This window comes from Cognatilysobacter tabacisoli, from assembly GCF_003586305.1.
GTDB classification, from domain to species: Bacteria; Pseudomonadota; Gammaproteobacteria; order Xanthomonadales; family Xanthomonadaceae; genus Cognatilysobacter_A; species Cognatilysobacter_A tabacisoli.
Window position 1 is genome coordinate 304829 of sequence record NZ_KZ987400.1, and the last position, 12698, is coordinate 317526.

The 12698-nt window shown below is 74.9% G+C and carries 11 protein-coding genes; 5 read left to right on the forward strand and 6 right to left on the reverse strand.

What is annotated here, in order from left to right:
• Positions 1-54: 54 nt before the first annotated feature.
• Together D3A60_RS01300 and D3A60_RS01305 are read right to left on the reverse strand one after the other, a co-directional pair.
• Positions 55-1017, reverse strand: coding sequence for a hypothetical protein (locus D3A60_RS01300; protein WP_157981365.1), 963 nt, complete (start codon positions 1015-1017; stop codon positions 55-57).
• Positions 1018-1267: 250 nt separating this feature from the next.
• The gene (locus D3A60_RS01305) at positions 1268-2188 is read right to left on the reverse strand and encodes an AEC family transporter (RefSeq protein WP_119716909.1); all 921 of its coding nucleotides are present in this window, start codon (positions 2186-2188) and stop codon (positions 1268-1270) included.
• A 168-nt stretch (positions 2189-2356) separates the two neighbouring features.
• Between D3A60_RS01305 and D3A60_RS01310 the strand changes: the two genes are divergently transcribed.
• Positions 2357-3844 (forward strand): AAA family ATPase, encoded by a 1488-nt coding sequence (locus tag D3A60_RS01310; RefSeq protein ID WP_119716910.1) that lies wholly within the window; start codon positions 2357-2359, stop codon positions 3842-3844.
• A gap of 24 nt (positions 3845-3868) precedes the next feature.
• Here D3A60_RS01310 and D3A60_RS01315 read toward each other — a convergent pair whose 3' ends face one another.
• The 3 genes from D3A60_RS01315 to ggt are packed head-to-tail and all read right to left on the reverse strand — an operon-like array spanning position 3869 to position 7945.
• Entirely contained in the window at positions 3869-5506 is a 1638-nt protein-coding gene (locus D3A60_RS01315; RefSeq protein ID WP_119716911.1) for a putative 2OG-Fe(II) oxygenase, read from the reverse strand.
• Positions 5503-6204: a 2OG-Fe(II) oxygenase gene (locus D3A60_RS01320; RefSeq protein WP_119716912.1), complete on the reverse strand. Its 702-nt coding sequence runs from the start codon at positions 6202-6204 to the stop codon at positions 5503-5505. Before D3A60_RS01320 ends, D3A60_RS01315 begins: the two co-directional genes overlap by 4 nt.
• Positions 6205-6229: 25 nt before the next feature.
• On the reverse strand, positions 6230-7945 hold the full coding sequence (gene ggt / locus D3A60_RS01325; protein WP_119716913.1) for a gamma-glutamyltransferase: 1716 nt from the start codon (positions 7943-7945) through the stop codon (positions 6230-6232).
• Between the two features lie 165 nt (positions 7946-8110).
• On the opposite strand from ggt, the gene D3A60_RS01330 reads away from it, so the two are divergent.
• The 4 genes from D3A60_RS01330 to D3A60_RS01345 are packed head-to-tail and all read left to right on the forward strand — an operon-like array spanning position 8111 to position 11780.
• The gene (locus D3A60_RS01330) at positions 8111-10180 is read left to right on the forward strand and encodes a tetratricopeptide repeat protein (protein ID WP_119716914.1); all 2070 of its coding nucleotides are present in this window, start codon (positions 8111-8113) and stop codon (positions 10178-10180) included.
• Positions 10181-10217: 37 nt separating this feature from the next.
• Positions 10218-10682 carry a hypothetical protein gene (locus D3A60_RS01335; protein WP_119716915.1) on the forward strand — a complete coding sequence of 155 codons (465 nt, stop codon included), beginning with the start codon at positions 10218-10220 and terminating at the stop codon, positions 10680-10682.
• A gap of 38 nt (positions 10683-10720) precedes the next feature.
• On the forward strand, positions 10721-11347 hold the full coding sequence (locus tag D3A60_RS01340; protein WP_119716916.1) for a YbhB/YbcL family Raf kinase inhibitor-like protein: 627 nt from the start codon (positions 10721-10723) through the stop codon (positions 11345-11347).
• A gap of 49 nt (positions 11348-11396) precedes the next feature.
• Entirely contained in the window at positions 11397-11780 is a 384-nt protein-coding gene (locus D3A60_RS01345) for a DUF1232 domain-containing protein (protein WP_119716917.1), read from the forward strand.
• 21 nt (positions 11781-11801) lie between these two features.
• Here the strand turns inward: D3A60_RS01345 and D3A60_RS01350 are convergent, their stop codons facing one another.
• Complete coding sequence (locus tag D3A60_RS01350) at positions 11802-12650, reverse strand: undecaprenyl-diphosphate phosphatase (protein ID WP_119716918.1); 849 nt, start codon at positions 12648-12650, stop codon at positions 11802-11804.
• Positions 12651-12698: the final 48 nt, after the last annotated feature.

Sequence of the window (12698 nt, forward strand, 5' to 3'; positions counted from 1 at the left end):
CACCCCTGGTCACCCCGGACGGGCTTGCAGCCTACACCGCCGGCGTGAGGGCGGTCACCGGCGGCCCGGGGCCTGCCAGCCGGGCGGCGGGGTCGCCCGGCCCTGGGCCGCGAGCCACTCCTGCAGCGCCGGCACTTCGCCGATCGCCCAGCGGCGCTGCAGCGTCGCCGGAAACGGGTGGTGCGGGCCGACGCTGGCCGCGCGCAGCCAGTTGAACTGGCGCAGCTGCTCCTGCCAGTACGCCGCGTCCGGGGTGCCGGCGCTGAGCCGCGCCATCGTGCTGAGGCCGATCGACCGCTCGATCAGCGTGTCCCCAGCCGCCAGCAGCCGATGGACAGCGCGGCAGTCGGCCGCAACGGCGGCGCCCGGCGCGCGGCACAGCGTGTGCGGCCCGATCATTGCCACTTGCCGCGCCAGCGACGGCAGCGACGCCCACGCCGCGCGCAGGTCGTCATCCCCCAGTGGAGCGCCCGCACCGAAGCGCTCGCCGAGTTCGCGCGCCAGCGCCTTGCTGCGCGGCGGCATCGGCATGCGCCGCAGCTCGGCGTACACCAGCGGCGCGTCGGCGAAGTACGCGAGGTCGTGGTACTCGGCCCGCGCCGCCCGCGCCAGCAGCGCCGCGGCGGCCTCGTCCCCGCCCGCCGCCGTCGCGTCACCGATGCCGGCCAGCCACGCGACGGCGTTGTCCGGCTCCAGCCGCTGCCAGCGGGCGAGGGCATCGGTGCGGCTGCACGCCGTGGCGGCGCGAGGGCAGTGGGCGAACTCCAGCCGGGCGACCAGCAGGTCGTCGGGCGCGAGCCGGGCGGCGTCGCCGAGCGCCTCGGCGACGGGCGACGTCGCGTCCTCGTCGCCCGCGGCAGGATCCTGCGCCAGCGGGTACAGCAGCGCGAACAGCACGCGACCTTCGGCGTCGCTGCGCTGGGCGAGCACGGCGAGCCGGGCCTGCAGCCCGACCCGCAGCTCCTCATTCCAGCGCTCGACCGCGGCGTCCATCGCGGCGTCGTGCGCGGTCGCCACGCCGGCAGCCCCGGCTCGCGCAGTGTTCGGCGCGGTCCGCGCAGGCAGCGCGGGCGCGGCGGCAACGGCCGGCTCCGGCGCGGTCGCCGCGGTCGTCGTTCCCGTCCCGCCCGATTCCGGCGCACCTGTGCATGCGGCCAGCATGCCGGCCAGCAGCACGGCGCCGCCCAGTCGCAGGCAGAAGGTGCTTCGTGCAACGCGTCCGATGTGCATGTCCGGCTCCATGCCGTCCCCCGCCCCGCTGCCGAATCTAACCGCCCGCGCCCCACATCGCCCACAGCGGCAGCGTCAGCAGCGACAGCAGCAGGCCGTAGCCGACCATCGCCGCGGCCAGGCGCGGCGCGAGGTTGTGCGCGATCGCCAGCGCGCCGGCGGTGACCATCGACGGCATCGCCGACTCGAGCACCGTGGTCCGCGCCATGTCGCCGGTCAGGCCGAGCAGCGGCACGACCAGCGCCGCCAGCGCCGGCATGACCGCCAGCTTCAGCGCCAGCCCGGCGGCGAGCGGCTTGAGTTCGTCGCGCGGCAGCGCGAAGCGCACCGACAGGCCGATTGCCAGCATCGCCAGCGGCAGCAGCGCGTCGGACAGGCGCTGCAGCGCGCCGGCGATCCAGCCCGGCGGCTCGGCCGGCATCACCGTGAAGCCCAGCGCCAGCGCCCACAGCGGCGGGAAGCGCACGATCCGCAGCGCCATTTGCCGCGCCGTCGGCCGCGCGTCGCCGCCGTAGCGGGCCAGCACCCACAGCCCGAACGTCGACAGGATCAGGAACGCGCCGAACTGGTCGTAGACCACCGCGTACGGCAGCGCCGCCTCGCCGATCAGCGCGCGGGTCAGCGGGTAGCCGAGAAAGCTGGTGTTGCCGAGCGCGACGGTCAGCAGCAGCACCGCGCGCTCGTCGTGGCGCAGCGCGATCACCCGCGCCAGCGCCGCGACCAGCACCACCGTCGCGCCCAGCAGCAGCCACGGCACCGCGACCACGCCGAGCAGCGCAGGCTCCAGCTGCAGCCGCGGTGCGTAGCGCAGCACCGCCGCGGGCAGGCACACGTACAGCACCACCAGGTTCAGCGTCTGCGCAGCCGAGTCCGGCAGCACGCGCAGGCGCTGGAACAGGTAGCCGAGCGCCAGCATGGCCAGCACCAGGGCGAACGCATCGAAGGCGACGAACTGCATGGGGCTGCCGGCGGAAGGGACGCGCCATCGTCGCGGCTGCGCGCGGGCCGCTCAAGCGCGACGGTGCCCGCCTTTGGTCGAAGACCGGCACGACGCCGTCGCCATCGCGCGCGTGGGACACGCGCGGCGGCTCGCTATGATCGGCGCTCACCAAGGACGCCCCGCCGCATGAGCGAACTGCAGGACCTGGTCGCGCTGATCCGCGCCAACACGCCGTTGATCGTCATCGAGACCCGCGACGAGGCGCGCGTGGTCGAGCTGTTCCGGCAGGCGCTGATGCAGGCGTGGCGCGCGCTGTATCGCTGGTCGATCACCGAGGGCCTGCGCCGCGTCGACCTCGACCGCGAGGACCCGCCCGAGGTCGCGCCCGACGCGTCGACCACGCTGCACGCGATCCGCAGCGCCGACCAGCGCGGCATCTACCTGCTGTTCGACGCGCACCCGTACCTGGGCTACGCCAGCACCCAGCGCCAGCTGCGCGACCTGGTCGAGCGCCGCGACTGCCAGCCGCACGTGGTCGTGCTGGTCGGGCACAAGGTCGAGCTGCCGGCCGACCTCGAGGGGCTGGCGGTGCGCTACGTGCCGACCCTGCCCGACGCCAACGCGCGGCTGAAGATCGTCCGCGAGGAGGCCGAGGGCTACGCGCGCGAGCACGGCGGGCGGCGCGTCGAGGTCGACGGCGAGGCGGTGCAGCAGATCGTGCGCAACCTGCGCGGGCTCGATCCGGTCGACGTGCGCCGCATCGCGCGCCAGCTGATCTACGCCGACGGCGCGCTCGGCCCGACCGACCTGCCGCAGCTGGCCAAGCTGAAGTTCGAACTGCTCAACCGCAGCGGCCACCTGCACTACGAGTACGACAGCGCGCGCATGGACGACGTCGCCGGCGCGCGCCGGTTCAAGCGCTGGATCGAGCAGCGCCGCGGCGTGTTTACCGGTGGCGAGCCGCCGCCCGGGCTCGACGTGCCCAAGGGCGTGCTGCTGCTCGGCGTGCAGGGCTGCGGCAAGTCGATGCTGGCCAAGGCGGTCGCCGCCGGCTTCGGCGTGCCGCTGGTGCGGCTGGACTTCGGCACGCTGTACGACAAGTTCCACGGCGAGACCGAGAAGAACCTGCGCGCCGCGCTCGCGTCGGCCGAGCAGATCGAGCCGTGCGTGCTGTGGATCGACGAAATCGAGAAGGGCCTGGCCGCCGACGAGGGCAACGGCGACGGCGGCGTGTCGCGGCGCGTGCTCGGCTACCTGCTGACGTGGATGGCAGAGCGCAAGTCGCGGGTGTTCCTGGTCGCCACCGCGAACCAGATCGACGCGCTGCCGCCGGAGCTGCTGCGCAAGGGTCGCTTCGACGAAATTTTCTTCGTCGACCTGCCCGACGCCGCCGCGCGCGAGCAGCTGTTCGCGCTGCACCTCGCGCGCCGCGCGCTGGACCCGAAGGCCTTCGACCTGCCGGGCCTGGCCATCGCCAGCGACGGGTTCTCGGGCGCCGAGATCGAGCAGGCGATCGTCGCCGCGCTGTACACCGCGCACGCCGCCGGCGCGCCGCTGAACGACTTCACCCTGCGCGCCGAGCTCAAGCACACCCGCCCGCTGTCGGTGCTCATGGCCGAGCAGGTCGGCGCGCTGCGCGAGTGGGCGCGCACGCGCACGGTGCCGGCCGACTGAGGCCGGTGCCGGGCCTGGGGCCCGTCAGCGTGCGGCGAGGTCGAACGAGATGCTGATGCGCTCGCCGGGGCCGGTGTACGGCAGCGTCCGGTGGAACAGGTACGACGGGAACAGCAGCAGCGTGCCGACCCGCGGGCGCACCGTGCGCACGGCGTGCTCCGGCCAGCCGCGCAGGTGCGCGTACGGGCGGCCGAACTCGATCCACCCGGCGTGCGCCGGGTCCTCGTCGGCGATCGCGTCCGGCAGCGTCACGTAGTACGCGCCCGACAGCCACGAGTCCTCGTGGATGTGGGTGTCGATGTAGCCGGCCTGCGCGGCCTGGGTCGCCCACACGTGCAGCCGGTAGGCGCCGGGCACATGCCGCAGGAACGCGTCGCCGGCGCGCTGCGCGTCCGGCAGCGCGCGGCAGCGGGCGAGGAACGCGTCGATCGCCTCGCGCAGTCGCCGCTCGAAACCGGTGATCGCCGCGGTGCGGTCGGTGAGCAGGTCGCCGCTGAGGAAGGCATTGCGCGCGGCGAGCCCGGCCGGCTCCCAGCGCTGCTGGCTGTGCCGGCGGATGTCGTCGGCGAGCGCGGCGTGGAATGCCGCCGCGTCGGCGAACTGCGGCGGCGGCTCGAGCGCGACCGCGTGCACGTGCCGGTGCAGCCCGAGCAGGTCGAGCGCCGCGTCGGCGCGGCCGTCGGCGGCCAGCGCCAGCCCGAGGTGCGCGATCGCCCGCTGGTCGTCCGGCTGCCGAAGCAGCGCATCGTCGAGGGCGACCACCGCCTCGGCCGCGCGGCGATCCTGCAGCAGCGCGATGCCGTGCTGTCGGCGAAGTGCCGGGCGGTCGACGCCGCGCGCGATCGCGGCCGCGTACGTTGCGGCCGCGTCGGCCGGGCGCTGGTTCAGCAGCAGCTGCTCGCCGAGCGTGTCGACGGTGTCGGCGTCGTCCGGCGCCAGTGCGCAGGCCTGGCGGGCGTGCGCCTCGGCCCGGGCCGGCTCGCCGAGCTTGCGCAGCAGCACCGCCGCATTGCGGTGCGCCTCGGCCAACGCCGGGTCGAGCGCGAGCGCGCGCAGCGCGTGCGCCAGCCCCTGCTCCAGCGACGGGCGGTCGAAGAGGTTCGACAGCAGCGCGGCCAGCGCCTGGTGCGCGCCGGCCGCGTCGGGGCGCAGCGCCAGCGCCGCGCGCGCGGCGACGATCGCGGCCGGGTACTGCTGCAGTCGGCCGTGCGCCGCGGCGAGGTTGTTCCACGCTTCGACCCACTGCGGGTCGCGCGCCGTCGCGGCGGCGAAGCCGTCGACGGCCGCGTCGAAGCGCCCCAGCACGAACGCAGCCGTGCCGTAGCGGAACGCGGCGCGCGGCTCGGCCGGCAGGCCGGCCATCGCCGCGCGCAATGGCGCGATCGCGCCGTCCGCGTCGCCGCGCTGCAGGCGCACGCTGCCGAACTCGAATGCGATCGCCGCATCGTCCGGGCGCAGCGCCGCCGCGCGCGCGAGCGCCGCCTCCGCGCCCGCGGCGTCGCCGAGCTGCTGGCGCGCCATCGCGAGCATCCGCCATGCGTCGACGCCGGCCGGTGCGGTCGCGATCGCCTGTTCGCACAGCGCCCGCGCCTCATCGGGGCGACCGCACTGCAGCGCCGTCCACGCCTGCCGCAACGCGGCCGCCGCGCCCGCAGCGCTCACGCGAGCAGCCACCCCGTGATCGCGAGCCGGTCCTGGCCCGCCCACGGCGCGACCAGCGACACCGCGTGCGAGGCCGGCACCGCGAACAGCGACAGCGCGTTCCAGCGCGGCAGCATCGTGTCGACCACGCGGCCGTCGTCGCCGATGAACTGCAGCAGGCCGCCCCAGTCCGCGCGCCAGTGCGGCGTCAGGTTCAGCACGTACGCGTACAGCCGGCCTTCGCTGGCGTCTTCGTCGTTGTGCTCGCGAAGGAACTGGCCGCGCCGGTAGCGCGTCGCCTGCGCGTTGATCCGGCGCACCCGCGCGTCGCCGGTCAGCGCGCGCATGAAGGCCAGGTACTCGGGCGTGTTGAACAGCTCGAGCACGCGGTGCAGCAGCAGGTCCGGATCGCGGCCCTCGCGGTAGGCCGTCACCATCATGTAGCTGTCGTAGGCGAAGCGGAACGCGTCGCCGGCATCGCGGGCGATGTCGTGCAGCAGTGCGTCGCGATCGCCTGCGGGCATCGCCGCGTACGCCGCGTGCGCGATCGTGCGCGCGCCGGCCGCGTCGCGCAGCGCCAGCGTCCACGGCACCTCGTCGGCGAGGCAGCCGCGCAGTCGCTCGGCGGCGTCGGGCTGCAGGAACTCCGGCACCTGCACCCGGCGATCGCGCGCCAGCGCGTCGTGCCAGGCCCGGACGTCGATCGCGGGGTTGATCATGGGTGTCGGCTCGATGCCCGCCCGCTCAGTACCCGGCGGCCTGGCCGTCCTTGCGCGATTCGCTGGCGCCGACGTAGCCGCCGTTCGGGTTGACCATGATCGCCTGGTAGCCGCCGTACGGGCCGTCGGCAAAGCGCACCGAGTGGCCCTTGCGCATCAGCGCGCGCACGGTCTCGTACGGGAAGCCCGATTCGAGGTCGAGCTCGCCGCCGTCGGCCATCGCGGTCGCCTGCCCGGCCGGGTCGGTCGAGCCGTCGTGCTGGATGCGCGGCGCGTCGCCGGCCTCCTGCAGGTTCATGCCGAAGTCGACGAGGTTCATGATGATCTGCGCGTGGCCCTGCGGCTGCATCGCGCCGCCCATCACGCCGAAGCTGAGCCACGGCTTGCCGCCCTTGGTCGCGAACGCCGGGATGATCGTGTGGAACGGGCGCTTGCCCGGCGCGAACGTGTTGGCGTGGCCTTCCTTGAGGACGAACTGCTCGCCGCGGTCCTGGAAGATGAAGCCCAGCCCCGGCGGCGCCATGCCGCTGCCCATGCCGCGGTAGTTCGACTGGATCAGCGAGACCATCATGCCGTCCGCGTCGGCGGTGGTCAGGTAGATCGTGTCGCCCTCGTTGAGCTCGGGGATCACGCCCGGTTCGGCCGCGCGCGCGGCACGGTCCAGCGAGATCAGCTTGCCGCGCTCGCGCGCGTAAGCCTTCGAGATCAGCCGCGCGGTCGGCGCCTTGTAGTAGTCCGGGTCGGCGTACGACGCGGCGCGGTCGGCGAACGCGAGCTTCTTGGCCTCGGTGAACAGGTGCACGTGCTCCGGGCTGCCGAAGCCGTACGACTTCAGGTCGTACGGCTCGAGCAGGTTGAGGATCTGCAGCGCGGCGATGCCCTGGCCGTTCGGCGGCAGCTCCCACACGTCGACGCCGCGGTAGTTGGTGCTGACCGGCTCGACCCACTCGCCGGCGTGCGCGGCAAGGTCCTCATAGGCCAGGAAGCCGTCGTTTGCCTTGAAGTACGCGTCGATCGTGCGCGCGATCGCGCCCTTGTAGAACGCGTCGCGTCCGCCGTCGGCGATCGCCTGCAGCGTGTCGGCCAGGTTCGGGTTCTTCCACGTCTCGCCGGTGCGCGGCGCGCGGCGCCCGTCCTGGCCGCCGTCGACGGTGAACTGCTCGGTGAAGCCGGGCCACTTGCCGAGCACCGGCACCGAGCGGTTCCAGTAGTAGGCGATGGTCTCGTGCACGGGGTGGCCGTTGCGCGCGTACGCGATCGTCGGCGCGAGGTTCTGCGCCATCGTCCGCCTGCCGAAGCGCGCGTGCAGCGCGAACCACGCGTCGACGGTGCCCGGCACCGTCACCGGCAGTGGGCCGTGCGGCGGTATGTCGGTCAGCCCGCGGCGCTGGAACTCGGCCAGCGTCAGCGCCTTCGGCGAGCGGCCGGAGCCGTTGTAGCCGTGCAGCTTCTTCGTCTTCGGGTCCCAGACGATCGCGAACAGGTCGCCGCCGATGCCGTTGCCGGTCGGCTCCATCAGCCCGAGCGCGGCGTTGGCGGCGATCGCCGCGTCCATCGCGCTGCCGCCCGCCTTCATCACGTCGAGCGCGATCTGGGTCGCCAGCGGGTGCGAGGTCGCGGCGATCGCGCTCGGCGCGTAGACCTCGCTGCGCGTCGCGAACGGCTGCCCGGTGATGCGGTCGGCCGCGACGGCCGTCAGCGGCAGGCACAGGGCCACGGTAAGGCTGAGCAGGCGGCGCATGGACGGACCTCGGCACGGCGGAAGACGGGCGCCGATCGTAGCCTGCGCTGACGGCCCCGACCCATCGACCTTCGGCGGGTGCCGCGTTCAGCCGTGCGGCAGCCGGCGTCGGGCCGTGCCGCGCCGCTACAATCGACCGCTTACGTCACGAATCCAGAGCCGTCCATGTACGAACCGACCCTCCAGGCCCTGCGCGGCGGCGATGCCACCGGCGCCCTCGCGGCCGCCCGCGACCTCGTTGCCGCGCAGCCGAACGACCCGACCGCGCACCGGCTGCTCGCCGCGGCGCTGCGGCTCGGCGGCGACCGCGCCGGCGCGATCGCCGCGGTGGACCACGCGCTCGGCCTGGCCCCGGACGACGCCAGCCTGCACCTCGAGCGCGCCGGCCTGCTGCTGGCCGAGCGCCAGGTCGACGAGGCGCAGGCCGCGCTCGCCCGCACGATTGGTTTGGACCCGAACCAGTTCCCGGCGTACATCGTGCAGGCGCAGCTGGCGATCGGCCGCGGCGACCTCGACGAGGCCGAGCGCATCAGCCGCATCGCCGCGCGCATCGCGCCCGAGCACCCGCACGTGGCGGCGATCGAAGGCACGCTCGCGCTGCGCCGCGGCGATGCCGACCGGAGCCTGGCGATCCTCAGCACCGCGTCGTCGCGCTTCCCGGACGAGCCGCAGCTGCGCCACGCGCTCGGCTTCGCTTACCTGGCCAAGGGCCACTTCGCGTTCGCCGAGCAGGCGTTCCGCGGCATGCTCGAACGCGACCCGGCGTCGCGCCCGCTGCGCGCGCTGGTCGCCGACGTCGTGCGCCGCCAGGGCCGCGCCGCCGAGGCCGCCGACGAACTGCTGCCGCTGCTCGACGGCGACGACGCGTCGCCGGCGCTGCACATGCTGGTCGGCGAGATGGAGCTCGAAGCCGGACGCAACGAGCGCGCGCTCGAGCGCCTGCTGACCGCGTTCGCCGCGCAGCCGGGCAACCCGCGCACGCTCGGCGGGCTGGTCGAAGCGTGGCGCCGGCTCGGTGACCAGGACGGCGCCCGCCAGGCGCTGGACCAGGCGCTGGCCGAGCACCCGCGCGAGCCCGGACTGTGGCACGCGCGGCTGGCGGTCGAGCCGTTCGCCGGCGACGAGGCGCGCGCGATCGTGCAGCGCTGGATCGAGGCGATGCCGGACTTCATCCCGTCGCTGGAGGCGCAGGTCACGCTGCACGACGTCGCCGGCGACGCCGGCGCGGCCGAGGCCGTCGCCCGGCGCATCACCGAGCTCGAGCCCGGCCACACCCAGGCCGAGCTGCGCGTGCTCGACGGGCTGATGCGGCGCGAGCCGACCGCCGCGATCGCGCGCGTGCAGGACCTGCTCGGCCGCGCCGAGGACCCGAACGTCAAGCGCTCGCTGCGCCAGCTGCTCGGCCACGCGTTCGACGCCGCGGGCGACCGCGCCGCGGCCGTGGCGACGTGGGCGGGGCTGCACGCGGAGGTCGTCGACCGCCGCCTGCCGCTGCCGACGCCGACCGACGCGCTCGGCGAACTGCCGCCGCTGGCGCCGGTGCCGGACCCGGCCCCGGCGGTGCTGTGGCTGTGGGGCGCGCCGGGTTCGCTGGTCGAGCGCATCGCGCTGAACTTCGAGATGACCGGCGGCCCGCTGCGCGCCGACCGCTACGGCGCGACGCCGCCGACCGACGCGCTGCAGCGCTACGGCACCGCGCAGGCGCTGGTCGACGGCCAGCTCGACGGCGCCGCGCTGGTCGCCGAGTGGCGCGCGGCGCTGCCGGGCCGCGGCATCGACGACGGCCAGGTGTTCGACTGGCTGCTGTGGTGGGACAACGCGCTGCTGCACGCGCTGCGCCCGCACCTGCCGGAGGCGGTGGTGATGTTTGCCGTGCGCGACCCGCGCGACATGCTGCTCGAGTGGCTGGCGCACGGCTCGCCGGCGCCGTTCGCGCTGGCCTCGCCGGAGGTCGGCGCGCAGTGGCTGGCGACGATGCTCGGGCAGATCGCGGACGTGCACGAGGGCGAGCTGTTCCCGCACCGCCTGGTGAAGATGGACGACATCGCCGCCGACCCGGTCGCGCTGGCGCAGGCGGTCGGCGACGCGCTCGAGTTCTCGCTGCCGACGGTGCCGGCCGAGGCGCTCGGTCCGGTGCGCTTCGCCGCCGGCCACTGGCGCGCCTACGCCGAACCGCTCGCCGCGGCCTTCGCCACGCTGGCCCCGGTCGCCCGTCGCCTCGGCTACGCCGACTGACGGATACTGCTGCGGCCACCGACCCGAGACGCACCCGATGACGCCTGCCCTGCCTGCCCGCCGCGCGCTGCACCGGGGACTCGTCGCTGCCGTCGTCGCGTTCGCGCTCGCGCCGTCGGCCGCGTTCGCCGCCGACGGCGTCTACAAGTGCAGCAGCGGCGGCCGCGTCGCGTACCAGGATCACCCGTGCGACGGCGCGCGCGAAGGTGCGCGCGGCGACGCGCAGGACCTGTCGGTGCTGTTCGCCCGGGTGCGCGCCAGCGAGCAGGAGCTCACCGCGCTGGAGCAGGCGCGCAGCGGCCAGATGCAGGCGCTGGAGAAGAAGCGCCGGCGCGCGGCCGACCCCGCGCCGGTCGCCGCCGAGATCGCCACGGTCGAACGCGAGTGGTCGCAGCGGCTGGCTGCGACCCGCGCGCGCCGCGACGCGACCCTCGCGACGATCCGGGCACGCTGCCCGCGCGGCGCCAGCGAGACCGACGGCCGCACCACCTGCGCCCGCTGAGCCGGGTGCGCACCGACTTCCCCTCGCAGGAGCCCCGCATGCGCCTCCACAGCGACAGCTTCGAACACCGCCACCGCCTGCCGGCCGAATTCGCCGCCGGCCAGCGCACCGCCGACGGCGTCGGCTTCGCGCCGAACCGCAACCCGCACCTGGCGTGGGACGACGTGCCGGCCGGCACGCGCTCGTTCGCGCTGCTGTGCATCGACCCCGACGTGCCGACGGTGCCGGAGATGGTCGGCCGCGACGACGTGCAGATCCCGGCCGACCAGCCGCGCTGCGACTTCGTCCACTGGGCGATCGTCGACCTCGCCGCCGACCTGCGCGCGATCGCCGCCGGTGCGTGCAGCGACGGCGTCGTGCCGCACGGCGAGGCCGCGCCCGACGGCCCGGCCGGCAGCCGGCAGGGGCTCAACGACTACACCGGCTGGTTCGCCGGCGACCCGGCGATGGCCGGCGACTGGCGCGGCTACGACGGCCCGTTTCCGCCGCCGAACGACCTGCGCCTGCACCGCTATTTCTTCCGCCTGTACGCGCTCGACGTCGCCACGCTCGACCTGCCGGAGCGCTTCACCGCCGCCGACGTGCAGCGCGCGATGCACGGCCACGTGCTCGACGAGGTCGCAATCCACGCGACCTACTCGCTGAACCCGTCAGTCCAAGGCTGAGCGGCGCGGCCGCCGCGCGCCGCGTGGCGGCCACGATGCCGATCCCGCGATGAGCCGACCGGGCTGGCGTGCGCGCGTCGCGGCGTTGAAGCGCGACGTGCTGACCGTCTATTTCGCCGCCCGCGACCCGCGCCTGCCGTGGCCGGTGCGCGCGCTGGCGCTGGCGATCGCGGCCTACGCGCTGAGCCCGATCGACCTGATCCCCGACGTCATCCCGGTGCTCGGGCTGCTCGACGACCTGGTCCTGCTGCCGCTGGGCATCGCGCTGGTGGTGCGGCTGACGCCGCCGGCGGTGCTCGAGGCGGCCCGCGCGCGCGCCGCGACCGCGGACGTGCGCCCGTCGAGCGCCGCGGCGGTGGCCGTCATCGTCGCGCTGTGGGCGGTCGCGCTGGCGTGGCTGGCGCGCCTCGCCTGGCGCGCGTGGTCGGCCTGAGCGGCCGCGCCGGGGCGCGGATCAGGAGCCCGACGGCACCAGCAGCAGCAGCGCGGCGCCGAGCACGAAGCGGTAGATCGCGAACGCGGTGAAGCGGTGGGTCTGGATGTAGCGCAGCAGCCACTTCACCGCGAGGAAGGCCGTGACCGCCGACGCGACGAACGCCACCGCCAGCGCGGCCCAGTCCTCGTTGGCCGCTGCCGGCGTGCCGGCCACGTCAAGCAGCTCGTACGCGGTCGCGGCGAACATCGTCGGGATCCCGACCAGGAACGCGAACTCGGTGGCCGCGGCGCGGTGGGTGGTGCCGGCCAGCAGCGCGACGAAGATCGTCGCCGCCGAACGCGAGGTGCCGGGAAACACGCCGGCGACGACCTGGGCGATGCCGACCAGCACGGCCACGTTCCACGTGATAGCGCTGCGCTCGCCGAGCGCCTTCGCGCGGCGCGCGGCGAAGTGCTCGGCCGCGATCATCCACACGCCGCCGAGCACCAGCGCCCACGCGACCGGTGCGACCTCGTCGGGCAGCTCGAAGCCGAGCTGCTTGACCAGCACGCCGAGCACTGCGGTCACCCCGAACGCGGTCGCCAGCTTGTACGCGTAGTCGCGAGGCGGCTGGCCGTACACGGTCGCCAGCGCGCCCTCGCGCGGCGCGTGCGGGCGCAGGAAGCTCATCGCCAGCTGCCACAGCCGCTCGCGGTAGATCAGCACCACCGCGAGGATCGCGCCGGCCTGGATCGAGATGTTGAACAGGTCGCTGCGCGGGCCGAGCCAGTGCTGGGCGATCAGCAGGTGGCCGGTGCTGGAGATCGGCAGGAACTCGGTGATGCCTTCGATGATGCCGAGCAGCAGCGCGGCGAGCAGGTCGGTCATGCGGGGGTCCGGGGCAGGCATCGGGACGGGCGAAAACGCGCGCCAGCA